Genomic DNA, 24,906 nt, shown 5'->3' on the forward strand with positions numbered 1-24,906 from the left:
ATTAAAATACTACAATGTGAAATAAATTATCAGATCTTAAAAAGGGGTAAATCAGACATCATCCCATTCACCTGGTCGGCAATACTTTCAAGTTTATCGTCATCATCATAATTGGACAGCGCATCATCTATCAGATCCACTATTTTGGACATATCCTTTTCCACCAGACCACGAGTTGTTACAGCGGCTGTTCCTACCCTGATACCGCTGGTTACAAACGGCGACTTATCATCAAAGGGAACCATGTTTTTATTGACGGTTATATCCGCCTTGCCCAAGGCTTCCTCCGCATCCTTCCCAGATATATTTTTATTTCTAAGATCGATAAGCATCATATGATTATCGGTACCATCAGAAATTACGTGATATCCTTTTTCAATAAAAAGTTTGGCCATTAGCGCGGCATTCTTTTTCACCTGCACCATATAATGAAGAAATTCATCGGAAAGAGCTTCTTTAAAAGCCACGGCTTTAGCGGCGATAATATGTTCTAACGGGCCGCCTTGATTTCCGGGAAAAACAGCACTGTCCAAAAGACTGCTCATTTTTCTAAGACTTCCGTTTTTAAGCTTTATTCCAAAAGGATTGTCAAAATCCTTTCCCATCAATATCATTCCTCCACGTGGGCCACGCAATGTTTTATGGGTAGTTGTGGTTACTACATGACAATGGGGTAATGGATCGCCCATAATACCTTTAGCAATCAGGCCTGCTGGATGGGCAATATCCGCAAACAATATTGCGCCTACTTTATCCGCAATTTCGCGGAATCTTTTATAGTCAATTTCCCGTGAGTAGGCAGATGCGCCAGCAATAATCATTTTTGGCTTTTCGCGGACTGCTATTTCCTCCACTTTATCATAGTCGATAAGCTCCGTATCTCTATCTACACCATAGAAAACCGGTTGATATAGACGTCCGGAGAAGTTCACTGGCGAGCCGTGGGTAAGATGCCCTCCCTGTGAAAGATCAAAACCCAAAAACTTCTCACCTGGTTTAAGACAGGCAGCAAAAACTGCGGTATTGGCCTGAGAGCCACTATGGGGCTGCACGTTGGCATATTCGGCCCCAAACAAGGTCTTGGCTCTGTCTATAGCAATTTGTTCTACTTGGTCCACTACCTCACAACCTCCATAATATCGTTTACCGGGATAACCTTCAGCATATTTATTGGTCAAAACCGATCCCGCAGCTTCCATCACTTCATCACTTACAAAATTCTCTGAAGCAATCAGTTCTAGACCGTTTATTTGACGTTGTTTTTCGTCTTCTATCAATTCAAAAATTTGTTCGTCGCGTTGCATAATTTTTATAAAAGTTAATTAATACCAAAAATACTAATTACATTCGGTAACTCTAATGAAATATATATATTTGAACTATCTTTTTACAAACAAACCATTGCTTGTAAACCTATTTTCAATTGGATTTTCATTCGAATCCTTAAGATCCTGAAATTTCCAACCAAGATAATTTACAAGCCTAAAAAATTACCGACATGCCAATAAACGCAAATGATCCAAAACGTAAAACCTGGTTGGAAATCCCCTCTGTTACAGATTTTCCCATACAGAATATCCCATTCGGTGTTTTCCTGACCCGAGATGATATTGTTACCATCGGGACACGTATTGGGGATTATGCAATCGATCTGGGAGCGCTTCACCAATTGGGCTATTTTAAGGGAATCGATCTTACGGATGATATTTTTCTTCAGGACACCCTAAACGATTTCATAAGCGATGGCAGAAAGACCTGGCGTTTGGTACGAGATCGTATTGCGGATATTTTTGATAAAGAAAACCCAGATCTAAGAGACAATAAAAAACACAGAAAACATATTCTTTTTACTATTGACGAAGTAGAGATGCAACTTCCTGTTCACGTGGGAGACTATACGGATTTTTACTCCAGTAAGGAACACGCCACAAATGTGGGCACCATGTTTCGCGGAAAGGAAAATGCACTTATGCCAAACTGGCTCCATATTCCCGTAGGATACCACGGAAGAAGCTCGTCAATTATTCCAAGTGAAATCAACGTTCGTCGTCCTTGGGGACAGACCTTACCACCCGAAAAATCCGAACCTATTTTTGGTCCATCCAAATTGGTCGATTTTGAATTGGAAATGGCATTTATTACTACAGATGCAAACGTTTTGGGAGAACCTATCCCTGTAAATGAAGCTGAAGAATATATTTTTGGACTTGTTTTGTTAAATGACTGGAGCGCACGGGATATTCAAAAGTGGGAATACGTACCTTTAGGACCCTTTTTGGCAAAAAGTTTTGCTTCTTCTATCTCTCCGTGGATTGTTACCCTTGATGCACTTGAACCTTTCAGGGTCGAAGGGCCAAAACCAGAAGTTAAGCCACTTCCCTATCTTCAGTCCAAAGGGAAGAAAAGTTATGATATTAATCTAGAAGTATATATTGCTCCTGAAGATGGGGAAGAAACGAAAATCTGTACTTCCAACTTTAAATATATGTACTGGAATATGAGTCAGCAACTGGCTCATCACACCATCAACGGTTGCAACGTAAACAGTGGCGATATGATGGGTAGCGGTACCATATCAGGATCCACCCCCGACTCTTACGGTTCCATGCTCGAACTTACTTGGCGCGGGGAAAAACCTTTAAAACTATCCGACGGCACCGAACGAAAGTTTATAAATGATAACGACACCGTTGTTATGAAAGCCTACTGTCAAAATAAAAACACACGTATCGGTTTTGGGGAATGTAGAACAAAGCTTCTTCCAGCTATCGAGATGTAGCTTTTGGTTTCAGGTTAAAATTTCAGGTTGCAAGGTCCAGGTTCGAAGATTCGGGTTCAAAGTATCAGGTTTCAGGTTTTAAACTGATACTCGTCGACCCATACCGACTACCAACTACTGACTACTAGCTAGTGACTACCAATTACTAACACTGATTTCTGATTACTGATTACTGGATAATGCTTGAAAATTGGCACCACTATTGTATTTTAGCCTTTCTAACCAAATATTTTAGTTATGAAGGCTTTTTACCTTTTACTTTTTGTCACTTTTTTTAGTATTTCCTGCAACAGCGTTAAGCGGACCCAGAAGCTTGTGTCTCGAGGGGATTATGATCAGGCCATTTCCTTGGCTACAAAAAAATTGAAGAAGGACAAAAATGCCAAGGAATATGATGCGCATATCCGCATTTTGGAGGAGGCATATTTAAAGGCAAATGAAGAGGATTTGCGTAGAATTAGCTTTCTTACAAAAAGAAACAACCTGCAAAATGCCAAGGAGATTTATTACACATATCTCGATCTCGAAGCTAGACAAAAATTGATTCGACCGCTCTTGCCTCTTTATAGTAAAGAGATGGGACGGAATGCGAATTTTGTGTTTTCAGACTTTAGCGGTGATTTATTAAAATCAAAGGATGCATATGTAAAGTCGCTATATGAGGAAGCCGAAGTATATGGAAAACTAAATACAAAATCTGATTTTAGGAGCGCCTATAATATTTTATGTGAACTGGAGGAGGTTCAACCCCATTACAAAAACGTAGATCAACTTAAACAGGATTATCATTTCCAAGGTATGGATTTTGTTTTGGTCCGTGTTAATAATCACACCAATCAAATGATTCCGTTGCGATTGGAAAGAGATCTTTTAGATTTCAATACTTATGACCTAGATGATTTCTGGACGGAATACCACAATAAAAAAGAAATGGGAATTAATTATGATGCTGGAATAAATCTCAATTTTCAGAATATACAGATTTCACCGGAGCGAATATCAGAAAAGCAATATACGCGCAAGGCTTCTGTAAAGGATGGAACAGACTATCGTCGTGACAGAAGAGGAAATATTGTTAAAGACAGTTTAGGAAACCCCATCACTGTGGATCGGTTTAAGGATGTAACAGCAACAGTTACCATTACGACCCAAGAAAAGAAAGTTTTTGTCGGTGGCACTGTGGTTTACATAGATTTAAGGAGAAATCGGGAAGTGAATAGCTTTCCTCTTTCAACCGAATTTATTTTTCAAAATAGCTTTGCCAAGTACCGGGGTGATCAACGGGCATTGACAATCGAGGACAAACAAATGACCGGCAATAGATTTGTCCCATTCCCCAACAATGAGCAAATGGTTTTTGATGCGGGAACAGATATTAAGGCCCGTTTTAAGCAAATATTGAGTGATAATTCGGTCTATTAGGGTCTAGAGCCTAGAATCTAAACTGAGAAGCAAATTGGAATCAAAAACCAAAGTTTTATGATAACCAAGAATATTATCTATTAATCGGAAATAATCAATTAAAATGGAACATCGCTATCATCTTGGATAGAGAAATCATCATTCATTGAACTGCCGAAAGCTTCGTTGGCAGAAGGTAGGTTTTTAGTTTTGAAGGTATCGTCATTGGCGGCGTCGTTCATACGAGAATATATTTCCGTGGGCATTTCAAAGGTATCGAGACTTTCAAATTTACCGAGACTTCCGATAAACTTCAGACGAATTTCATCCAATCCACCATTCCTATGTTTGGCAACTATAAATTCGGCCTGCCCGGCGGTAGGTGTATGTTCTTCGTCATCCCATTCATCAATCTTATAATATTCAGGACGGTAAATAAAGGAAACAATATCGGCATCCTGTTCAATTGCACCCGATTCTCGAAGATCGGAAAGCAATGGCCGCTTACTTCCTCCACGGGTTTCCACTGCTCTGGAAAGTTGGGATAGAGCAATAACCGGAATATTCAATTCCTTGGCAAGAGCCTTTAAGTTTCGGGAAATTGTAGAAATTTCCTGCTCCCTGTTTCCACCCTTTTGGCTTCCACCCGCAGTCATCAACTGTAGGTAGTCAATAACTATAAGTTTAATTCCGTGCTGGGAGGAAAGTCTTCTGGCTTTTGCACGAAGATCAAAAATAGAAAGTGAAGGTGTATCGTCAATAAAAAGGGGAGCTTTCTCCAATCCTTTCACCTTTACGTTCAACTGTTCCCATTCATGTTTTTCGAGATTCCCGGTCCGCAACTTTTCGGAACTTAAATGGGTTTCAGAAGATATTAATCGCGTAATTAACTGGACCGACGACATTTCCAAGGAGAAAAATGCAACGGGAATATTATGTTCCACAGCAATATTTCTCGCCATAGAAAGCGTTAGCGCAGTTTTACCCATACCGGGACGAGCGGCGATTATAATTAAATCGCTGGGTTGCCAACCAGAAGTAAGTGCATCTAATTTGGCAAATCCGGAAGGCACTCCTGAAAGTCCTTCTTTATTAGCGATTTCCTCAATCCGCTTTTTGGCCTGGATAACAAGATCTTGGGCAGTTTCAGAAGATTTCTTAATATTTCCCTGAGTTACTTCATAAAGTTTGGCTTCGGCATTGTCCAAAAGATCAAATACATCGGTTCCGTCATCATAGGAAGCCTCAATAATTTCATTTGAAATTTTAATCAGACTTCGCTGTATATATTTTTGAAGAACAATGCGGGCATGGAACTCAATATGTGCCGATGAGGATACTTTCTGGGTTAGTTGTATAAGGTAAAATTCCCCTCCTGCAAGGTCCAATTTCCCTTCCTTCTTAAGTTGCGAAGAAACGGTTAATAAGTCCACCGGTTGGCTTTTTTCAAACAGCTCGTAAATGGCGCCAAAGATGTACTGATGAGCGGGTCTATAGAAAACTTCAGGATGCAAAATATCGATGACTTCATCGACTCCTTTTCTGTCAATCATTAAAGCACCCAAAACAACCTCCTCTAAATCAATGGCTTGAGGTGGTATTTTGCCCTTTTCGAGCGAAATGACCTGCGAACTGCGAGTTGAAAAACTTGTTTGGGGTTTAATTTTTTCCATTGAGCGAATGTAAAGAAAATGTTAGCAGAAAGCCATGTTTTTTTCGGACTCTCTATTAACAGGTCATCAACATTCTAACTGTTGACAACTCTAAAATATTGTTGATAAGGCATTAAAAAATCCGAAGCACGAACTTCGGATTGGTGGTAGTGTTTGAATTTGTTATCTCTAGCCTTTAAAGGTTCCCATTTCCAAATATTTTTCCATCCGTTTATCCACTAATTCGGTTGGGGATAAGATTTTTAATTCATTATATGTCTTTTCAATTGCCGATGCAACTGTCGAAAAAGTCTTTTCGCGTTCACTGTGCGCACCTCCCAAAGGTTCTTTTACAATTTCATCAATAAGCTTAAGTTTCTTCATATCAGCAGCTGTAAGTTTCAGAGCTTCAGCGGCCTGCTCCTTAAATTCCCAGCTTCTCCACAAAATAGAGGAACAGCTTTCCGGAGAGATTACGGAATACCAAGTATTCTCCAACATCAGGATTCTGTCCCCGACACCAATTCCCAGTGCACCTCCACTGGCTCCTTCACCAATTATTACTACAATAATGGGTACTTTAAGCCGAGTCATTTCAAGAATATTTCTGGCGATGGCTTCACCTTGCCCTCTTTCTTCTGCTTCGAGACCTGGATAGGCTCCAGGGGTGTCGATAAAAGCGACAACCGGAAGACCAAACTTTTCAGCAGACTTCATTAATCGCAATGCTTTTCGATAACCTTCTGGGTTTGCCATTCCAAAATTTCGATATTGCCGAGTTTTGGTGTTGTAACCTTTCTGCTGGCCAATAAACATATAACTCTGCTCCCCAATTTTACCCAAACCGCCGACCATAGCTTTATCATCCTTGAAATTTCGATCGCCATGAAGTTCCAGAAAAGAATCCCCACAAATTGCGGTGATATAATCCATGGTGTAAGGTCTTTCCGGGTGGCGTGAAAGTTGAACTCGCTGCCACGGGGTAAGATTTTTATATATCTCTAATTTTTTTTCTTTTAACTTCTTTTCAATCTGTTTACAGGTGTTGCTCACATCCACATCGCTCTCAGTTCCAATAAGACACGCCTTTTCATACTGTTCCTGCAACTCCTTAATAGGCAATTCAAAGTCTAAATATTCCATAATAATTACCCTTTATATTTTTTTTGCTTGATGCACAAAGATAAAATTTTTGCGCTTAGGTCTTTGATAATCTTTTTCGTTTTCTCTCTTGGGTTATTTTAATAATCCCATTGGTAATGACTGTCAGTAAGATAATGATAGCCCCATAATAAAACTGAGGTCCCATTTTTTCGGAATCGCCTAAAATTAACAATGCCAAAATAATTCCATATACCGGCTCCATATTGATAGTAAGCATAACCGTATATGGACTAATCCATTTCATCACGTGGATAGAAGCAATAAATGCGTATGCGGTACAGGCAGAGGCCAATATACCCAAATAAATCCAATCGTGTGCAGAGACAGTAAAGAACTCGGTCGTGAATCTACCCGTGGCTGCAAGGAAAATTGTTATTCCAAATACACCAAATAACAACTCGTAAAAGGAAATGGCAGAAGCTTTCTGTCTTTGAACAAATTTCCCATTAATTACGGAAAAAAGGGCGCTTAAGAACGCTGATAACAGGGCCAAACCAATCCCAAGTGCATAAGAGGCTTCCACATCAAAAATAATATAGAGTCCGGCGACTACTATTAAGCCGAACAACACTTCGTACAGAATAATCCTTCTGCCATAGAAAAGCGGTTCCAAAAGGGATGCGAAAAATGCTCCAGTTGAGAGCACAGCCAGCGTAACGGATACGTTTGATGCTTTTATGGCCCCAAAAAAGGTTAACCAATGAAGAGCGATAATGATTCCACCCAAAGCATAACCTGCAAGGGTTTTAAGACTAAACCTCAGATTCTCTCCTCTAAATTTTAAAAATAAAAATACAAAACCCGTTGCCAAAAGCATTCTGTACCACACGAGTGGGATGGCCTCAAGAGAAATCAGCGCACCTAAAACAGCTGTAAAACCCCAGATAAAAACTATAAAATGGAGATGGAGGTAGTTAAGAAGCTTATCGTTTCGCATTTCTTAACAGGTAAATTGCTAAAATCCCAAAGACGATATTCGGGAACCAAGTAGCTATAAAAGGGGAAAAGGAACTCTGTTCTGCCATAGTCCCAAAAACCTTGTCGAAAAAGATAAATACCATCCCAATCCCTATTCCTATAGCGAGGTTTACTCCCATCCCTCCTCTTCTTTTTACCGAAGAAACTGCGACGGCAATAATGGTGAGAATATATGCGGAAACGGGCAAACTCCACCGCTTGTAACGTACCACTTCATATCTACCAATGTTAGAGGATCCTCTAGCCTTTTCCTTTTTTATAAAATCGTTTAATTCTGTAAAACTGAGAGTTTCGGCAATATATGTTACAGGAGTAAGGTCTTCAAGATCAAAGGAAAAAACGGTATCCAATCGCTGACTTTTTTGAAGAATATCAGATGTTTCACCAATCTTTCTTTTCGTATAATTGAATAGCGTATATGTGCTATCCTTTTCGTTGTATTTTATTTGGGTGGCGGCAATCTTGTAGGTCATTTCATTTCCCTCAAAATGTTCCAAAGTAAAATTACTTCCCACATTATCCTTTAAATTGAAATAGCTAACATATATGTAATCGTTATCGTTTATCTGCGTATAAACATTGCTTTGATCGCGATCTAGTTTTCCCTTTTTCAGATATTCATAGGAAAACTCGTTGAAACCCTTACTGGCTTTTGGCGCCAGATACATACTGAAAACCAGGGCGGCAATACAGACTATCGTCGCTCCAATAATATAAGGTCTTAAAAAACGATAGTAAGAAACCCCACTGCTCAAAAAGGCGATAACCTCCGTATTGTTGGCAAGCTTGGAGGTAAACCAGATTACGGATAAAAAAAGAAACAAAGGAAAGAGCAGGTTGGCAAAGTAAATGGTAAAATCGTACAGATACTTCATCACCTCGATTAAAGGCACCTCATTGTCGAGGATTTTATCAATTTTTTCAGCGAGATGGACGGTAATACCAATTGGAATAAAAAGCAACAACAATAGGACGAAAGTGCCTAAGTATTGTCGTAATATATATCTATCCAGTATGCTCAGCATTTTATAACCTTTGATCTAGTTTTTTGACCATTGTATTTTTCCAAGATGCAAAATCTCCTACTAATATATGCTTTCTTGCCTCGCGCACTAGCCATAAATAAAACCCAAGGTTGTGAATGGTAGCAATTTGCCTTCCCAACATTTCATTTACGGTGAAAAGATGGCGCAGGTAGGCTTTACTATATTCCGTATCAACCCACGTAATCCCTTGGGGGTCTATTACAGAAAGATCCGCTTCCCACTTTTTGTTTTTGATATTTATTATTCCTTCGGAAGTGAAAAGCATTCCATTACGGCCATTCCGTGTGGGCATTACACAATCGAACATATCAATTCCTAACGCAATATTTTCCAATATATTTACCGGTGTACCAACTCCCATTAAATAACGCGGTTTGTCTTTGGGAAGAATTTCGGTAACTACGGCTGTCATTTCATACATTTCCTCCGCCGGTTCCCCTACGGAAAGACCACCGATGGCATTACCCTCAGCTCCGACTGAAGCAATATATTCAGCGGATTGTTTTCTTAAATCTTTATAGGTGCTTCCCTGGACAATCGGGAAAAAGGTTTGATCATAGTCGTACTTTAAGGGCGTTTTTTCAAGATGGTTAATACACCGGTCCAACCATCGATGAGTCATTTTCATTGAACGCTTGGCATAATTATAGTCACACGGATACGGTGTACATTCATCAAATGCCATGATAATGTCTGCACCTATTATCCGCTGGATTTCCATTACATTCTCGGGTGTGAAAACATGGTAACTGCCATCAATATGACTTTTAAATTTTACGCCTTCCTCTTTAATCTTTCTATTTGCCGAAAGCGAGTAAACCTGATATCCCCCACTATCGGTAAGGATATTCCGGTCCCAGTTCATAAATTTATGAAGACCGCCAGCTTTTTCCAAAATAGGAGTTTGTGGCCTGAGATACAAATGGTAAGTGTTCCCTAAAATAATATCGGGATTGATATCCTCCTTCAGCTCTCGTTGGTGAACACCTTTTACGGTTGCCACCGTACCTACCGGCATGAAAATTGGAGTTTCTATTACCCCATGATCGGTGGTGATGGTTCCGGCGCGAGCATCGCTTTGAACATCCGTAGCGTGTAGTTTAAAGTGCATTCAGAAATTTTTATCGAGGGGCAAAGATAATTTTAATAATTAAGTCTCAATACCTATCGAGAGAGGAATTATGAATTGTAAAGAATGTTAGATGACGCATGTTAGATGACGGATGACCGAAGCTTGATGACGGATGAGTGAGGACGGATGACGGATGACCTTAGCTTGTTGACGGATGACGGATGAAGAACGTAGGATTTAGGATGATGGATGTGCGATGACAAATAGAAGCAGGAACTTTTAGCTTTATTCTTTGGAAGTAACTTATGTTAACAAAAGCTTGAAATCGTTAATAAAAGCGACGCCAGGGACTTTGCGCAACAAGCTTAATACCTTACTTTTGGCATCGAAAATTAAACACATTATGGCAGATTATAAGGCTCTTGAAGATTTGGTAATCCAAGTGAGAAGAGATATTCTAAGACAGGTACACAAAGTAAACTCGGGGCATCCGGGAGGATCATTGGGTTGTACGGAGTTTTTTGTAGCTCTTTACAATGAAATTCTTGAGCGAAAGGATTCCTTCGCGATGGATGGTAAGGATGAAGATATTTTCTTTCTTTCCAACGGACATATTTCTCCGGTTTTCTATAGCGTTTTGGCTAGATCGGGATATTTCCCCGTATCAGAGCTCAATACGTTTAGGCTTCTTAATTCCAGACTTCAAGGTCACCCGACTACTCACGAGGGGCTGCCAGGAATTCGTATTGCGTCAGGCTCATTGGGACAGGGAATTTCAGTTTCTATTGGCGCTGCACTAACAAAAAAACTCAACAAAGACAATCACTTGGTTTATACATTATGCGGTGATGGGGAATTGCAGGAAGGTCAAAACTGGGAAGCAATTATGTATGCCGCTGGAAATGGCGTGGACAATTTAATTGTTACCGTAGATTTAAATGGACAGCAAATTGATGGATCTACAGACAATGTTCTCCCTATGGGCAATATAAAAGCGAAATTCGAGGCCTTTGGATGGGATGTTATGGATATTGAAAACGGAAATGATTTGAAAGCAGTTATTTCCGGAATGAAAAAAGCAAAAGAAAAGACGGGAAGCGGAAAACCTATCTGTGTTTTATTGCACACGGTAATGGGCAATGGAGTGGACTTTATGATGCATACCCACGACTGGCATGGCAAGGCTCCAGACGATCAGCAGTTGGAAAATGCATTGTCGCAGAACCCGGTTACTTTGGGGATTATTAGTCCCACCCCTAGCCCCTCAATTAGGATTTACCCCTAGCCCTCTAAAGGGGAAGATAAAAATATTTAAAAATAATTCCATAATAGTTCTCCGAGGAGATCTTAGGAAGAAAAAAAGATGCCCGCCTACGCGCGCAATGACTATGAAAAAATACACAGATACTGGCAAAAAAGACACTCGTTCCGGTTTTGGGGATGGGTTGACTGAACTGGGAAAAAAGAATGAAGATGTCGTGGCGCTTTGTGCCGACCTCACAGGATCCTTAAAAATGGACGACTTTAAAAAGAATCATCCAGAACGGTTCTTCCAAGTAGGAATTGCCGAGGCCAATATGATAGGAATGGCTGCAGGAATGACCATAGGTGGAAAAATACCCTTTACGGGTACGTTCGCAAACTTTTCTACAGGAAGGGTTTACGATCAAATCCGCCAAAGTGTTGCCTATAGTGGAAAAAATGTAAAGATATGTGCTTCCCACGCTGGATTAACATTGGGCGAGGATGGAGCTACCCATCAAATCCTGGAAGATATCGGCTTGATGAAAATGCTTCCGGGAATGACGGTTATAAACACCTGTGATTATAATCAGACCAAGGCTGCGACAATCGCCATTGCAGATTATGAAGGTCCTGTTTATCTTCGCTTTGGAAGACCAAAAGTCGCCAATTTTACTCCTGAAGACCAAAATTTCCAAATAGGAAAAGCAGTTTTACTTCAGGAAGGAGCCGATGTTACCATAATCGCAACAGGTCATTTAGTTTGGGAAGCATTGCAGGCAGCAGAAACGCTTTTTGAAAAGGGAATCCATGCAGAAGTAATTAACATTCATACAATCAAACCTTTGGATGATGAAGCAATTTTGAAGAGCGTTAAAAAAACTGGCTGTGTAGTTACTGCCGAAGAACATAATTTCCTAGGTGGTCTAGGTGAAAGCGTTGCTAGATTGCTTTCCACCCAACATCCAGCTCCGCAGGAATTAATTGCCACACAAGATACCTTCGGAGAATCTGGAACGCCCGAACAATTAATGGATAAGTACGGTCTCAATGCCTCTGCAATTGTAAATGCAGTAAACAAGGTAATTGCCCGTAAATAAAAAGTTACCTAATTATTGTATAAAACGAAAATGCCCCTCGTAATGAAAGGGGCATTTTTATTGATGCTTTTAAAGTTGGAATCCAATTCAAATATTAAATGCTCGGATCCAGATAATCTGGAATTCCGTTTCCATTTTTATCGGGAAATTCCAAGGTTCCATCTTCGTGAACAATAATTTCATCTTTTGTTAAACGTCGGTCACCATCATCATCATTATCCAAATAGTTCGGCACTCCATCACCATCGGTATCGTCATCCATTAAATATTTATTGTCATTCAAATCTTCCATATACGACGGAATTCCATCGCCATCGTGATCCGCGATTTCACGAGAAAACAATTCAAAAGTGAAGATTAATTGTTCATATGGTTTTATTCCTCCTATTCCAGGCGGATATTGGTAATAACCCAATCCAGAAGGAACGAAAACTGCCCCTATCCCATAATTTTCAAAATTTAAAGTGCCATCAGGATTAGAAGTTACGTTTGAAGCTCCTCTAAATTCAATTAAAGCCATTTGCAAACCCCTAATTATTCCAGCAGTAGTTTTATCGTCAACCAAATTGAGGCGTATAGGAGTAACCGCATTATCAAACATCTTTAGTGCCAAAGTTCTCCCCTCGTAAGTATTGGTAGTAAAGTCAGAAAAATGAGGTTTATCGCCTTCTCCTTCTCGCACCACTAAATAATACAGTTTGTATTCCACACTTGCATCATACACGTCCTTAAATTTCTTGAAAGTAACCTGTTGCATCAATGGAGTTTTATCTGCATTATCGCCAGCAATGGTATCAAAAACGATTTTGGAGTTTGGATTTGTTTCAAAATCCTCATAATTATAGAAATGCGTTTCTAAAAAGGCTTCAATTTCGGCCTGTGCTCTAATTGCTTCTTCCCCACGGTCTCTTGGAGGAATTGGTGGTTCCACATCATCATCCTTTTTGCAAGAAACTGTTATGGCGAAGAAAATCACCAATAAAGCGAAACCATATTTAATTCTGATCATCATCAATAATTTGAGGGCGCAAGATACAATTTTCGGTTACTTTTGTACAAGCTATTAACGTTGTTTTTAGGATTACATTTATGAGAGTGGATAAATATTTATGGTGCATACGTTATCAGAAAACGCGCAATATATCTACCCAAGCCTGCAAAAAAGGAGCCGTAAGGGTCAATGGCGATATTGTTAAGCCTTCCCGGGAAGTTTATCCCGGTGATTCCATTTCACTTCGGAAGAACCAAATCACCTATCAAATAGAAGTCTTGGACATACCTGAAAGCCGCGTTGGAGCGAAACTTGTCGATATATACCGTAAGGATGTTACCCCTAAAGAAGCCTTTGAAACTAATGAAATGCTGGAGTACGCCAAAACCTATTATCGAAAAAAAGGTGTGGGAAGACCCACCAAAAAAGACCGAAGGGACCTGGAAGATTTTACCGACCCCGAAAAACCCGAAAGCGATGCGCTTTAATTATCTTTGAACAAAACACTAATCCGTTATGCAAAAGCTAGATTCCCTCATTTTAAACAACACCCAAATTGCCCATAAAATAAAAAGAATGGCCTATCAAGTTTATGAAACCAATGTAGGTGAATCGGAAGTGATTATTGCGGGAATCAAAGAGAACGGGTTCATTCTAGCTGAAAAATTAAAGGCGGAAGTAGAAAAGATCTCTCCAATAAAAGTCCAATTGTGTGAGGTGATTATCAACAAGAAAAATCCCATAAATCCCATTACCACGTCTCTTACTCCTGAAGAATATACAAATAAATCCCTATTGTTGGTGGACGATGTGCTACACTCTGGTACCACGCTCATCTACGGAGTACGACATTTTTTGGAAGTGCCATTAAAGCAATTTAAGACAGCGGTGCTAGTGGACCGGAACCATAAAAAATATCCGGTAAAAGCCGATTTCAAAGGTATTTCTCTTTCTACCTCCCTAAATGAGAATATAAACGTCATTTTTGATGGTGACAATGATCGCGCTATCCTAGAATAAACTGGCGACAACCTTTTGGGCCACCTCTTGGGGAGAATTTTCTCCAGTTTCAATCACTGATTCTGCCTGATTATAAAAGTGCGAACGCTCAAAGAGATGTATCCCTACAAATTCCATCATTTCATCTCTCGTTTTTAAATGAGCGACCAATGGCCTTAACTTATTTTCAGAAATTAGTCTGTCCGTTAGTATGGATAGAGGCGTTTTCAAATAAACGATAGACACGCCTTGGGTGTTCAGCATTGCGGAAAGGGAATCGCCGTAGCACGGGGTTCCTCCACCCGTAGCGAGTACATATTGTTCGTCTAAAGCCAGAATATTCTTAAGAGTCTCGTTTTCAACTTTTCTGAAATAAATTTCTCCTTTTTTGGAAAATATTTCAGAAATAGGCATTCCCACTGCTTTCTGAATTTCATCATCCAAATCTTTAAAAGGAAGGTTCAAAAGATTTGCTACTAATTTTCCCACGGAAGATTTTCCACTTCCCATATAACCGATCAAGACAACTTTCATATTTAGAAAAAACTTTTAAAACCCCTTTTTACAATCAGATTCCGTACAACCTCCAGATAGCCAGCGGGTAAAAATATAAAAACATCAACCCTCAGGCTCTGAATTTCAAGGATTTTGAATTTTCTTCAAATTTAATTGATTTTCGTTTTGAAATATAAATTTAATGATAGTATATTTGCACCCTCCTACGAACAAGTACTCAAAACTTCTCGCAGGAAGCGTTCAAAAAATTATTGACCTGGTAGCTCAGTTGGTAGAGCACCTCCCTTTTAAGGAGGTGGTCCTGGGTTCGAGCCCCAGCCAGGTCACGAAAAGTCTCACCTTAACGGTTGGGACTTTTTTGTTTTAAAAAGGAATTGACATTGAGCGGGTCGCGAAGTTTCAAGCATACGTAAGAGTATGTCTTGCTTGCACGTACATAGTAATAACCCGACCGAATAAGAGTAACAAGGACTAAAACCCAAGCCTGGTTTCATTTCCTCAATCAAAACCCTCCTGCCTTTTCCATTTAGATTCCATTTTCGATTTCTCCAGAATAATTATTCTATTTTTGCAGTATGGCAATACAGAAAAACGTTAAGATCAAAAACCGAAGGGCAAAGTTTGAGTATGAGATACTGAGTACTTACACTGCAGGAATTGTGCTGCGCGGAACCGAAATAAAGGCCATCCGGGAAGGACAGGCATCTATAGCGGAGAGTTTTTGTGAGTTTAGCAACAATGAACTGTTCGTTATAAACATGACCATTCAGGAATATAGCCATGCCCGCAATTTCACCCATAATCCCAAAAGCGAGCGAAAGTTACTATTGAATAGAAGTGAGCTTAAAAAGTTGGAAAAGGAAGTGAAAAATACAGGGTTGACCATTATTCCACTTCTTCTTTTCACCAATGACAAAGGCTTGGCAAAATTGGATATAGCACTCTGCCGCGGGAAAAAAGAATACGATAAACGCGAAACCATAAAAGATCGGGATAGCAAGCGAAGATTGGACAGCATTAAAAAAGCGTTCAACAACTAGGTGGCTGAACGCTTTTTATATTTTTCCTAAAAATAAAAAAGTGAAAAACTGAAATATTATTTCTTAATTTCCGATCTCGCTTATAAACTTAATACGATAGAGACGTAGCTCCTCCTCCTCATAATCACCATCAAATTCATCAAGGGCCACTTCAATTTCATCCGTTTTGGCTTCCAAAAAATAATCGTGTATTTCTTCCTGCTGGTCCTCATCCAAAATCTCGTCTATCCAATAATCTATATTCAATTTTGTTCCACTGTAAACAATAGCCTCCATTTCCTTTATAAACTCAGGCATTTCAATTCCCTTGGCATTGGCGATATCTGGTAAGGAAAGTTTCCGGTCCACGTTTTGGATAATATATAGTTTTAAAGAACTATTGGTTCCCGTAGATTTTACCACGAAATCCTCAGGACGCATAATATCATTTTCCTCTACATAATCCTGGATAAGTTTCAAGAAGGGTTTTCCATATTTTTTAGCTTTCCCCTCGCCTACTCCATGAACGTTTGCAAGCTCCTCCATAGTTATTGGGTATTTCAGAGACATATCTTCCAACGAAGGTTCCTGAAAAATAACAAAAGGAGGCAATTCCAGCTTGTGGGCAACTTTTTTAAGCTCTGCTTTTAGTAACTTAAAGAGGTTTTCATCTGCTTTTTCCACTCCCTGCGACGCGGAAACAATAATGTCGTCATTGGCATCTTTAAACGAATGATCTTCGGTCATCATAAATGAGGAAGGAGATTCGATAAATTTTCTTCCCATTTCGGTTAAATGAATGACCCCATAGGTTTCAATATCCTTTTTTAGATACCTTGCCACCAATAACTGTCGCAGGAGTGCGGTCCAGTAGGACGCCTCATGTCCAGCTCCTGAGCCGAAAAAGGCTTGAGCATCGGTGCGATGCGATTTTATTAGGGCATTTACCTTTCCCACCATCACATTCACTATTTCCTTGGATTTATATTGCTGGTTGGTTTTTTGCACTACCTCGAGTAGTTTCTTGGCCTCGCTCTGTGCCTCAATTTTTTTCTTCGGAAAGCGCATATTATCATCCATCATTCCTCCTTCACCGGTAGCATTGTCAAATTCTTCCCCAAAATAATGGAGAATAAATTTCCGTCGCGAAATGGAAGTTTCAGCATAAGCTACAACTTCCTGCAAGAGTGCGTGACCTATTTCCTGTTCGGCAACAGGTTTTCCGCTCATAAACTTCTCCAACTTCTCTATATCCTTATAGCTGTAGAAAGCAAGGCAGTGACCCTCTCCACCATCTCGACCGGCACGACCGGTTTCCTGATAATAACTCTCTATAGATTTTGGAATATCATTATGGATCACAAATCGCACATCGGGCTTGTCAATACCCATTCCGAAAGCAATCGTAGCCACTACTACATCCACATCTTCCATTAAAAACATATCCTGGTGCTTCACTCTGGTCTTGCTATCGAGTCCGGCATGATATGGAACCGCCTTTATACCATTAACTTGGAGCGCCTGGGCAAGTTCTTCAACTCTCTTCCGGCTCAAGCAATAGATAATACCGCTCTTGCCTTCATTCTGTTTTACAAAACGGATTATATCCGAATCAACATTTTTGGTTTTCGGACGTATCTCATAATAAAGATTGGGACGATTAAAAGACGCTTTAAAAGTATTGGCATCTGGCATTCCGAGGTTTTTCAGAATATCTTCCTGAACCTTGGGAGTAGCAGTTGCGGTAAGACCGATAATAGGAATATCATCACCTATTCGCTTGATTATGCTTTTCAGGTTTCGATATTCAGGTCGGAAATCGTGGCCCCATTCACTTATGCAATGTGCCTCATCGATTGCCAAAAAGGAAATTTTTTGATTGTTTAAAAACTCCACATATTCTTCCTTAGTCAAGGATTCGGGAGCCACATACAGTAATTTGGTGATTCCACTGGCGATGTCGCTTTTAACCCGTTTAACCTCGGTTTTATTTAAGGAAGAGTTGAGCACATGCGCCACACCCTCTTCCGAAGAAAGAGCGCGCAACGCATCTACCTGATTTTTCATAAGAGCAATTAATGGGGAGACAACGATAGAAGTTCCTTCTTGCATTAGAGCGGGGAGCTGATAACAAAGGGATTTCCCACCTCCTGTTGGCATTACAACAAAAGTGTTATTTCCGGCCAGAATACTCTTTATTACTTCTTCTTGCAATCCTTTAAATCGACTAAAACCGAAATGTTTTTTTAAGGATGCATACAGATCTAATTCTGCCACTTGATTTTATTTTTGTTATTCAAATTAAAGATTAAGTTGCCCAATATATTGTTTTGAGTAAAACAATCGTAATTTTGCAACCTTATTGGGATATCTGCATCTTTAGAAAACGCATCACTGCCCATAATATTTTATATCGAATTTATTTCAATTCTAAATATACTCATTTCCCAAACAGTTACAAACAATAGAAAGCATTTAAATTTTGGAAAAGCAGCAAAGAATTATTTCCATAGCCAAGCAGACTATCGAAACTGAAAGTAAGGCAATTGCCAACCTAGCGCATTTAGTAAACGAGGAGTTTGCGGGAGCAACCGAATGTATTTTTCAATCCAAAGGCAGAGTGATCATTACCGGAATAGGTAAAAGTGCCAATATTGCAACAAAAATTGTCGCCACTTTAAACTCCACAGGTACCCCTGCTATTTTTATGCACGCCGCAGATGCTATTCACGGAGACCTTGGAACCATTCAAGAGGATGACACGGTTATTTGCATTTCGAAAAGTGGAAATACTCCAGAGATAAAAGTTTTGGTGCCCCTAATAAAATCTGTGGGCAATAAGCTAATCGCAATTACCGGAAACTTAAATTCATTTTTAGGCCAGCAAGCAGATTTTGTACTAAATGCCTACGTTGAAAAAGAGGCATGTCCAAATAATCTTGCCCCAACCACCAGTACCACTGCCCAATTGGTAATTGGTGATGCGCTGGCAATGTGCCTATTGGATCTTCATGGGTTTTCAAGTAGGGATTTTGCAAGATTCCATCCGGGAGGTTCCTTGGGCAAAAAACTGTATTTGCGGGTGAGCGATCTCACTACTTTGAACGAAAAACCTGAGGTATGTCCTGATACGGATTTGAAAAAAGTAATTGTAGAAATTTCTGAAAAAATGCTGGGGGTTACCGCGGTTGTGGAGAACGGAAACATTGTAGGCATTATTACCGATGGCGATCTAAGACGAATGCTTACAAGGACTGATAACTTTTCAGGCCTAACAGCAAAAGATATTATGACAAAAAATCCGAAGCGAATCGATAACAATGCTATGGCAGTAGAAGCCATGGAAATGATGGATTCTCACGGGATTACTCAGATTCTGGCTGAAGAAAATGGTAAATATTGTGGGGTTGTCCATATTCACAATCTCACTAAGGAAGGAATAATTTAATGAAAAAGGAAAATTCCCCAGAAAAAGAAATGTCCTTCTTGGACCACCTAGAGGAACTCCGTTGGCACCTGATCCGTTCCACTCTCGCCGTTGTGATTGTGGCAGTCTTGGCCTTTATATTTAAAAGCTTTATTTTCGATGTTTTAATATTTGGTCCCAGTAAGCCGCATTTTGCTACTTATAGGTTGTTTTGTAATGTCTCTCGTTCTTTGGGAATGGATTCCTTCTGTTTTCAGGAAATGCCGTTCAGTATTCAGAGCCGGACAATGTCAGGTCAATTTTCCGCCCATATGTGGACTTCCATTTATGCGGGAATAATTATCGCGTTCCCTTATATTCTATATGAGTTTTGGAAGTTTATAAGCCCGGGCCTTAAAGAGAAGGAAAGAAAAACGAGCAGAGGATTTATTCTAATAGCCTCATTGCTATTCTTTTTGGGAGTTCTTTTCGGTTATTATATTATCACTCCGCTTTCTATCAACTTTTTAGGAAGCTACCAGGTAAGCGAGGAAGTAATCAACCAATTTGATCTGGACAGTTATATTTCCTTGGTGCGAACTTCAGTATTGGCAAGTGGTATCATTTTTGAATTACCTATCATAATATATATTCTTACCAAAATCGGTTTACTGACTCCCGAAATATTAAAGAAATACAGAAAATTTGCATTGATAATCGTGCTGACGGTCTCGGCAATTATCACTCCACCAGATGTTGCCAGCCAAATTATCGTGGCAATACCGATCCTTATTTTATATGAAGTAAGTATCTATATTTCAAAAATTGTTATTAGGAATCAAAAGAAAGAGCAAAAAAATGTCGCATAATATCGTTGATGAATTTAATGCCTATCGTTTAAAAATGAACGATAAAATGCTTGAGGACAATAATAAGATCTTGAAGCGTATTTTCAATTTGGACACCAATGCTTATATGGAAGGCGCACTTCCGAAGAAGACCAAGGAATTGCTCGGCTTAGGGAACTCACTGGTATTAAGATGTGATGACTGCGTTCGCTACCATTTAGAAGAATGTTATAAATTGGGGCTGACAAAAGAGGAAGTCGTCGAGGGAATGAGTATTTCCCTGCTAATAGGAGGAACCATTGTAATTCCACACTTACGAAGAGCTTTTGAATATTGGGAGGCTTTGGATGAAAAAAATAAATAATTAATATATTCGTAAGATAGAAAGAGCAGGAAAAATTTCCACAAGAATGAAAGATTCGGGGAAATGAGTAGATAAATTGGTAAAAATTTACGGTCAAATAAACTCAAAAGTTATGATTCCTATTCTTGCATTCACCTAAATTTCAATATGAATGAAGCTTAAAGCCGAAAACCTAATTAAATCATACAAGGGACGTAAAGTTGTAAAAGGCATTACGGTAGAAGTGAACCAAGGTGAGATTGTAGGTCTGCTTGGACCTAACGGCGCTGGGAAAACCACTTCATTCTATATGATTGTGGGGCTTATCAAGCCGAATGGTGGAAGAATATTTTTAGAAGGAAAAGAAATTACCAAATACCCAATGTATAAACGTGCGCAGAATGGTATTGGATATCTAGCACAAGAAGCTTCGGTTTTTAGAAAACTGAGTGTTGAGGACAACATATTAAGTGTACTTCAACTTACCAAACGAACAAAAAAGGAACAAAGAGAAAAGATGGAATCTCTTTTGGACGAATTTGGATTGAACCATATCCGCACCAATCGAGGGGACCTATTAAGCGGAGGTGAACGACGTAGAACAGAAATCGCGCGCGCTTTGGCAACCGATCCACATTTTATACTTCTGGATGAGCCTTTCGCGGGCGTGGATCCGGTGGCGGTGGAAGATATTCAAAGAATTGTCGCAAAATTGAAGAATAAAAATATCGGAATTCTAATTACCGATCACAACGTTCAGGAAACACTTGCTATTACCGACCGCACCTATCTTATGTTTGAGGGAAGTATACTAAAACACGGAATTCCAGAAGAGTTGGCGGCAGATGAAATGGTGAGAAAAGTTTATCTGGGACAAAATTTTGAACTTAGAAAGAAGAAATTGGAGTTCTAAACTTCAATATCAACTCTCACTTCTTCCTATTTAAAATTATGAGATTATCCTTTTTTCAGGCACCTTCCAGGTTAAAGAAAGTATAATATACATTAAGATTATTATTGGGATGGCCAAAAACTTTAAGGTTATCAAGAATAAAATGCACAGGGCCAAAAATACATAGCGAACCGCGTTACTCTTAAAATCCCAGGTTTTAAATTTTAGTGCAAACAGAGGAATTTCAGCATTAAGAAGAATACAACTCACCGCGGTAAGTCCAATCAGCACCCATTTATTTAATATAATGGATTCCGCAACCTCCGAAAACTGATATTCCAAAATTAAAGGAAGGCTCAATATCAGCAATGTATTTGCCGGAGTAGGAAGACCAATAAATCCTGAAGTCTGTCGTGTATCAACATTAAACTTCGCCAGTCTATATCCGGATGCGACCACTATCAATAGCCCTATAAGGGGTAGGTAATTCTTTATACCTACATTCCATCCCTGGGAAGAAAATACGTCGGTAAGATTTTGCATGGTTCCCAAAAATGCCAAATTCAACAATTGGAACATAACTATTGCGGGCACCAAGCCACTCGTAATCATATCGGCCAAGGAGTCGAGCTGAAGGCCAATATCACTTTGTGCATTCAATGATCGGGCCGCCAAGCCATCGAAAAAATCAAAGAAGATTCCCAAGAAAACAAAAACGGAAGCCACTATTAAATTCCCCGAAACTGCGAAAAGTACCGCTATACTTCCACAGAGAATATTGAGTGAAGTGATAAAATTTGGAATTTGCTTTTTCATTTGAAAAAAGTGGTTTAAAGGTTCTCTTTTTGAATGTTTAAAGGGATTTGCATAAAGTAGCCAAAAGTAAATATTTCAACTTCGTTTATTCTCTCTGCAAAGGTTACTGTAAAAATAACAAAGTATTTCCGTCCAAAGGCATCAAAGCACAATATGTCCGTTAATTTAAAGTTTAGTATTCTACAAAATAGTGAGATATTTGTCTAAATTTTATAGCTTGAGAAAGAACCTCTTCCTTGTAATTACCTTTGTTCTTCTTACCACCGTCATTCAGGCGCAGATTGTACGTAAATATTCAAACGAGTTTATGAACATTGGCGTAGATGCCGCGGCATTTGGAATGAGCAATGCTGTTGTAGCGTCTACCACAGATGTGAATTCGGGATATTGGAACCCAGCAGGACTTATCAATCTGGAAGACAAGCAACTGTCTGTGATGCACGCTTCCTATTTTGCAAATATTGCCAATTATGATTATGCGGCATTTGCTATGCCCTTGGATGATCGGAGCGCAGTAGGACTTTCTGTGATCCGTTTTGGTGTTGACGATATTTTGAATACCACCAGACTGATTGATGAACAGGGAAATATTGATTACAACCGGATTAGTCTTTTTTCTACTGCGGATTATGGAATCACCTTTTCCTATGCCCGAAAATTACCACTGGACGGTTTTAATTATGGAGTAAATGCAAAAGTAATTCGTCGTATTATAGGCGACTTCGCTTCCTCCTGGGGTTTTGGACTTGATGCTGGCATTCAATTTAAGAATGATAAATGGATGTTCGGATTGATGGCTCGGGACATTACCACGACCTTTAATGCTTGGACCATAGATGAAGATAAATTCGCGGATATCAAAGGAGCCGTAATGGATCAAAATCAGGAATTGCCAGAAACTACCGAGATTACCATCCCAAAATTACAACTTGGAGCAGCCCGAACTTTCATTTTCCATTATGATTATACACTTCTGGCAGAAGTGGATCTCAATTTTCGTTTTGCCGAAACAAATGATATAATTTCAACATCCTTCGCAAGCATAACGCCCTCATTGGGTCTCGAATTTGGATATTTGGAAATGGTGTATGTGCGCGCTGGTTTGGGCAACTTTCAAAATACTCTACAATTGGACGGTAGCGATGCCATAGGATTTCAGCCCAATATTGGAGTAGGGTTTAAATACAAAGGAATACACGTGGATTATGCGCTTACGGATATAGGGGATCAAAGCGTAGCGCTTTATTCAAATGTTTTTTCCTTAAAATTGGATTGGAACATATTTAGATAAAATCGTTCTCCGCTCTCTTTTAATAATTTAAAACTCTTGATAGGAAAAAGGACCATCCAATACGCCTTCCTATCGGATTTATTTAACAACTTTGTTTGCAATAAACCTTAATAATCACAACGGTGACAAAAAAAATTTTCCTTTTATTCTTTCTGTTGAGCGGTTTTATTTCCCACGCTCAATTTGGTTCCTTATCCCCAGCATCGGAAATAAGTATTATTACCATTGGACCGGGCACTGAGCTGTACGATAAGTTCGGACACAGCGCTTTTAGAATTAAGGATTCCCTAAGCGGCGTAGATGTGGCCTTTAATTATGGAGTATATGACTTTGAGACCCCAAATTTCTATACCAAATTTGCCCAGGGAAAATTGTTATATGAACTAAGAGTGGATTACTTTAATTCCTTCTTTCAGCAATATGTCAGCGAGAATAGATGGGTAAAAGAACAGGTTTTAAATCTTACCCCTACTGAAAAACAAGAAATCTCTGATTTTCTATGGAATAATGCACTTCCTGAAAATAAAAAATATAAGTACGACTTCTTTTTTGATAATTGCGCGACCAAAATTCGGGATGTGGTTCAAAGAGTGTTGGGTAATAAGTTAGAATACACGGACGATTATCTACCAAAGAATTTGACATTTAGAGATCTTATTCAGCAAAATTTAAATGCAAATACCTGGGGAAGTATGGGTATTGATATAGCTTTAGGAGCAGTAATAGACCGAAAAGCCAAGCCGATAGAATATCAATTTCTTCCCAATTATATATATGAAGGTGCTGCCCACGCTTTTATACATAGAGACAATACCAATGAACCACTAGTAAAGGCTACCAAAGTTCTTTTCAAAAGTAATCCCATGCCATCGCAATCTAATTTCCTTAGTAGTCCTTTATTTATTTTAGGAATAATTGCGCTTCTCATTATTTATATCACTTTTAAAGATTACCTGAAAAAGGTAAGAAGTAGATATCTCGATGGGATAATTTTCCTTTTCACAGGATTGATTGGTGTGTTTCTACTGCTATTATGGTTCGCTACGGACCATACAGCTACAGCAAACAATTACAATTTATTATGGGCGTTCCCTATTTCTATAGGTGTAACAGTGGCCGTTGTGCGCAAGATAAGCTCACCGTTACTTAAAAGATATGTATTTCTTCTGCTTCTGTTATTGGCACTATTGGCAATCCATTGGATAAGCGGAGTACAGATCTTCGCTATTGCTCTGTTGCCATTGCTTATAGCTCTTGCGGTTCGTTATATCTATCTTTTTAGTATATTGAAAAATCCCCATAGCCCTAAATAAAAAATAGTCTATAGAAAACTCAGTTTTATATAGACTAT

General features: G+C 39.3%; 23 protein-coding genes and 1 tRNA gene. 14 read left to right on the top strand and 10 right to left on the bottom strand.

Features of this window, described 5'->3' with window-relative positions; genetic code table 11:
- Positions 1 to 29: 29 nt before the first annotated feature.
- Complete coding sequence (gene glyA, locus EI546_RS06740) at positions 30 to 1,304, bottom strand: serine hydroxymethyltransferase (protein WP_128249833.1); 1,275 nt, start codon at positions 1,302 to 1,304, stop codon at positions 30 to 32.
- 194 nt (positions 1,305 to 1,498) lie between these two features.
- On the opposite strand from glyA, the gene fahA reads away from it, so the two are divergent.
- Both fahA and EI546_RS06750 read left to right on the top strand, forming a co-directional pair.
- Complete coding sequence (gene fahA, locus EI546_RS06745) at positions 1,499 to 2,779, top strand: fumarylacetoacetase (RefSeq protein WP_128249834.1); 1,281 nt, start codon at positions 1,499 to 1,501, stop codon at positions 2,777 to 2,779.
- 237 nt (positions 2,780 to 3,016) lie between these two features.
- Positions 3,017 to 4,201, top strand: coding sequence for a hypothetical protein (locus tag EI546_RS06750; RefSeq protein WP_128249835.1), 1,185 nt, complete (start codon positions 3,017 to 3,019; stop codon positions 4,199 to 4,201).
- A gap of 98 nt (positions 4,202 to 4,299) precedes the next feature.
- On the opposite strand, the gene dnaB is transcribed toward EI546_RS06750, so the two are convergent.
- From dnaB to tgt, 5 genes are all read right to left on the bottom strand, one after another.
- On the bottom strand, positions 4,300 to 5,853 hold the full coding sequence (gene dnaB, locus EI546_RS06755; protein WP_128249836.1) for a replicative DNA helicase: 1,554 nt from the start codon (positions 5,851 to 5,853) through the stop codon (positions 4,300 to 4,302).
- A 168-nt stretch (positions 5,854 to 6,021) separates the two neighbouring features.
- The gene (locus tag EI546_RS06760) at positions 6,022 to 6,975 is read right to left on the bottom strand and encodes an acetyl-CoA carboxylase carboxyltransferase subunit alpha (protein WP_128249837.1); all 954 of its coding nucleotides are present in this window, start codon (positions 6,973 to 6,975) and stop codon (positions 6,022 to 6,024) included.
- Between the two features lie 55 nt (positions 6,976 to 7,030).
- Entirely contained in the window at positions 7,031 to 7,933 is a 903-nt protein-coding gene (locus EI546_RS06765; protein WP_128249838.1) for a DMT family transporter, read from the bottom strand.
- Positions 7,920 to 8,999, bottom strand: coding sequence for an LptF/LptG family permease (locus tag EI546_RS06770; RefSeq protein WP_205649763.1), 1,080 nt, complete (start codon positions 8,997 to 8,999; stop codon positions 7,920 to 7,922). The genes EI546_RS06765 and EI546_RS06770 overlap by 14 nt, the downstream gene beginning before the upstream one ends.
- Position 9,000: 1 nt before the next feature.
- Positions 9,001 to 10,131 (bottom strand): tRNA guanosine(34) transglycosylase Tgt, encoded by a 1,131-nt coding sequence (tgt, locus tag EI546_RS06775; RefSeq protein ID WP_128249839.1) that lies wholly within the window; start codon positions 10,129 to 10,131, stop codon positions 9,001 to 9,003.
- Positions 10,132 to 10,495: 364 nt separating this feature from the next.
- Here tgt and EI546_RS06780 point away from each other — a divergent pair, with 364 nt between their 5' ends.
- Positions 10,496 to 11,377, top strand: coding sequence for a transketolase (locus EI546_RS06780; protein WP_128249840.1), 882 nt, complete (start codon positions 10,496 to 10,498; stop codon positions 11,375 to 11,377).
- A 103-nt stretch (positions 11,378 to 11,480) separates the two neighbouring features.
- Complete coding sequence (locus EI546_RS06785) at positions 11,481 to 12,434, top strand: transketolase family protein (RefSeq protein WP_128249841.1); 954 nt, start codon at positions 11,481 to 11,483, stop codon at positions 12,432 to 12,434.
- Between the two features lie 94 nt (positions 12,435 to 12,528).
- On the opposite strand, the gene EI546_RS06790 is transcribed toward EI546_RS06785, so the two are convergent.
- Positions 12,529 to 13,446, bottom strand: coding sequence for an FKBP-type peptidyl-prolyl cis-trans isomerase (locus tag EI546_RS06790; RefSeq protein WP_240673178.1), 918 nt, complete (start codon positions 13,444 to 13,446; stop codon positions 12,529 to 12,531).
- Between the two features lie 77 nt (positions 13,447 to 13,523).
- Between EI546_RS06790 and EI546_RS06795 the strand changes: the two genes are divergently transcribed.
- Positions 13,524 to 13,913: an RNA-binding S4 domain-containing protein gene (locus EI546_RS06795; RefSeq protein ID WP_128249842.1), complete on the top strand. Its 390-nt coding sequence runs from the start codon at positions 13,524 to 13,526 to the stop codon at positions 13,911 to 13,913.
- 28 nt (positions 13,914 to 13,941) lie between these two features.
- Positions 13,942 to 14,445: a phosphoribosyltransferase family protein gene (locus tag EI546_RS06800; protein WP_128249843.1), complete on the top strand. Its 504-nt coding sequence runs from the start codon at positions 13,942 to 13,944 to the stop codon at positions 14,443 to 14,445.
- On the opposite strand, the gene EI546_RS06805 is transcribed toward EI546_RS06800, so the two are convergent.
- Positions 14,437 to 14,958: a shikimate kinase gene (locus tag EI546_RS06805; protein WP_128249844.1), complete on the bottom strand. Its 522-nt coding sequence runs from the start codon at positions 14,956 to 14,958 to the stop codon at positions 14,437 to 14,439. The two genes, EI546_RS06800 and EI546_RS06805, sit on opposite strands and share 9 nt — an antisense overlap.
- Positions 14,959 to 15,193: 235 nt before the next feature.
- Here EI546_RS06805 and EI546_RS06810 point away from each other — a divergent pair.
- Positions 15,194 to 15,266, top strand: a tRNA-Lys gene (locus tag EI546_RS06810).
- Between the two features lie 249 nt (positions 15,267 to 15,515).
- Positions 15,516 to 15,980, top strand: coding sequence for an SsrA-binding protein SmpB (gene smpB, locus EI546_RS06815; protein ID WP_128249845.1), 465 nt, complete (start codon positions 15,516 to 15,518; stop codon positions 15,978 to 15,980).
- Positions 15,981 to 16,043: 63 nt separating this feature from the next.
- On the opposite strand, the gene recQ is transcribed toward smpB, so the two are convergent.
- The gene (gene recQ, locus EI546_RS06820) at positions 16,044 to 18,236 is read right to left on the bottom strand and encodes a DNA helicase RecQ (protein WP_128249846.1); all 2,193 of its coding nucleotides are present in this window, start codon (positions 18,234 to 18,236) and stop codon (positions 16,044 to 16,046) included.
- 205 nt (positions 18,237 to 18,441) lie between these two features.
- Here recQ and EI546_RS06825 point away from each other — a divergent pair, with 205 nt between their 5' ends.
- From EI546_RS06825 to lptB, 4 genes are all read left to right on the top strand, one after another.
- Positions 18,442 to 19,407 carry a KpsF/GutQ family sugar-phosphate isomerase gene (locus tag EI546_RS06825; RefSeq protein WP_128249847.1) on the top strand — a complete coding sequence of 322 codons (966 nt, stop codon included), beginning with the start codon at positions 18,442 to 18,444 and terminating at the stop codon, positions 19,405 to 19,407.
- Positions 19,407 to 20,234: a twin-arginine translocase subunit TatC gene (gene tatC / locus EI546_RS06830; RefSeq protein ID WP_164905194.1), complete on the top strand. Its 828-nt coding sequence runs from the start codon at positions 19,407 to 19,409 to the stop codon at positions 20,232 to 20,234. Before EI546_RS06825 ends, tatC begins: the two co-directional genes overlap by 1 nt.
- On the top strand, positions 20,224 to 20,577 hold the full coding sequence (locus tag EI546_RS06835; protein ID WP_128249848.1) for a carboxymuconolactone decarboxylase family protein: 354 nt from the start codon (positions 20,224 to 20,226) through the stop codon (positions 20,575 to 20,577). The genes tatC and EI546_RS06835 overlap by 11 nt, the downstream gene beginning before the upstream one ends.
- Before the next feature lie 151 nt (positions 20,578 to 20,728).
- Entirely contained in the window at positions 20,729 to 21,469 is a 741-nt protein-coding gene (gene lptB, locus EI546_RS06840) for an LPS export ABC transporter ATP-binding protein (protein WP_128249849.1), read from the top strand.
- Between the two features lie 36 nt (positions 21,470 to 21,505).
- Here the strand turns inward: lptB and EI546_RS06845 are convergent, their stop codons facing one another.
- Positions 21,506 to 22,264 (bottom strand): CDP-alcohol phosphatidyltransferase family protein, encoded by a 759-nt coding sequence (locus EI546_RS06845; RefSeq protein WP_128249850.1) that lies wholly within the window; start codon positions 22,262 to 22,264, stop codon positions 21,506 to 21,508.
- A gap of 217 nt (positions 22,265 to 22,481) precedes the next feature.
- On the opposite strand from EI546_RS06845, the gene EI546_RS06850 reads away from it, so the two are divergent.
- A complete protein-coding gene (locus EI546_RS06850) occupies positions 22,482 to 23,555 on the top strand; it encodes a putative type IX sorting system protein PorV2 (RefSeq protein ID WP_458410624.1) in 1,074 nt (357 codons plus the stop codon).
- A 122-nt stretch (positions 23,556 to 23,677) separates the two neighbouring features.
- Entirely contained in the window at positions 23,678 to 24,868 is a 1,191-nt protein-coding gene (locus EI546_RS06855; protein WP_164905195.1) for a lipoprotein N-acyltransferase Lnb domain-containing protein, read from the top strand.
- Positions 24,869 to 24,906 lie beyond the last annotated feature (38 nt).

Source organism: Aequorivita sp. H23M31 (assembly GCF_004022485.1).
In the GTDB taxonomy this organism is placed as follows: domain Bacteria; phylum Bacteroidota; class Bacteroidia; order Flavobacteriales; family Flavobacteriaceae; genus Aequorivita; species Aequorivita ciconiae.

Bases quoted from the DNA above. Each gene is read 5' to 3' on its own strand.
- EI546_RS06760 (WP_128249837.1), bottom strand. From the start codon at position 6,975: ATGGAATATTTAGACTTTGAATTGCCTATTAAGGAGTTGCAGGAACAG.
- EI546_RS06790 (WP_240673178.1), bottom strand. From the start codon at position 13,446: ATGATGATCAGAATTAAATATGGTTTCGCTTTATTGGTGATTTTCTTC.
- EI546_RS06765 (WP_128249838.1), bottom strand. From the start codon at position 7,933: ATGCGAAACGATAAGCTTCTTAACTACCTCCATCTCCATTTTATAGTT.
- EI546_RS06845 (WP_128249850.1), bottom strand. From the start codon at position 22,264: ATGAAAAAGCAAATTCCAAATTTTATCACTTCACTCAATATTCTCTGT.
- fahA (WP_128249834.1), top strand. From the start codon at position 1,499: ATGCCAATAAACGCAAATGATCCAAAACGTAAAACCTGGTTGGAAATC.
- EI546_RS06805 (WP_128249844.1), bottom strand. From the start codon at position 14,958: ATGAAAGTTGTCTTGATCGGTTATATGGGAAGTGGAAAATCTTCCGTG.
- EI546_RS06795 (WP_128249842.1), top strand. From the start codon at position 13,524: ATGAGAGTGGATAAATATTTATGGTGCATACGTTATCAGAAAACGCGC.
- EI546_RS06835 (WP_128249848.1), top strand. From the start codon at position 20,224: ATGTCGCATAATATCGTTGATGAATTTAATGCCTATCGTTTAAAAATG.
- dnaB (WP_128249836.1), bottom strand. From the start codon at position 5,853: ATGGAAAAAATTAAACCCCAAACAAGTTTTTCAACTCGCAGTTCGCAG.
- glyA (WP_128249833.1), bottom strand. From the start codon at position 1,304: ATGCAACGCGACGAACAAATTTTTGAATTGATAGAAGACGAAAAACAA.
- EI546_RS06750 (WP_128249835.1), top strand. From the start codon at position 3,017: ATGAAGGCTTTTTACCTTTTACTTTTTGTCACTTTTTTTAGTATTTCC.
- EI546_RS06800 (WP_128249843.1), top strand. From the start codon at position 13,942: ATGCAAAAGCTAGATTCCCTCATTTTAAACAACACCCAAATTGCCCAT.
- smpB (WP_128249845.1), top strand. From the start codon at position 15,516: ATGGCAATACAGAAAAACGTTAAGATCAAAAACCGAAGGGCAAAGTTT.
- EI546_RS06780 (WP_128249840.1), top strand. From the start codon at position 10,496: ATGGCAGATTATAAGGCTCTTGAAGATTTGGTAATCCAAGTGAGAAGA.
- EI546_RS06785 (WP_128249841.1), top strand. From the start codon at position 11,481: ATGAAAAAATACACAGATACTGGCAAAAAAGACACTCGTTCCGGTTTT.
- tgt (WP_128249839.1), bottom strand. From the start codon at position 10,131: ATGCACTTTAAACTACACGCTACGGATGTTCAAAGCGATGCTCGCGCC.
- EI546_RS06770 (WP_205649763.1), bottom strand. From the start codon at position 8,999: ATGCTGAGCATACTGGATAGATATATATTACGACAATACTTAGGCACT.
- lptB (WP_128249849.1), top strand. From the start codon at position 20,729: ATGAAGCTTAAAGCCGAAAACCTAATTAAATCATACAAGGGACGTAAA.
- tatC (WP_164905194.1), top strand. From the start codon at position 19,407: ATGAAAAAGGAAAATTCCCCAGAAAAAGAAATGTCCTTCTTGGACCAC.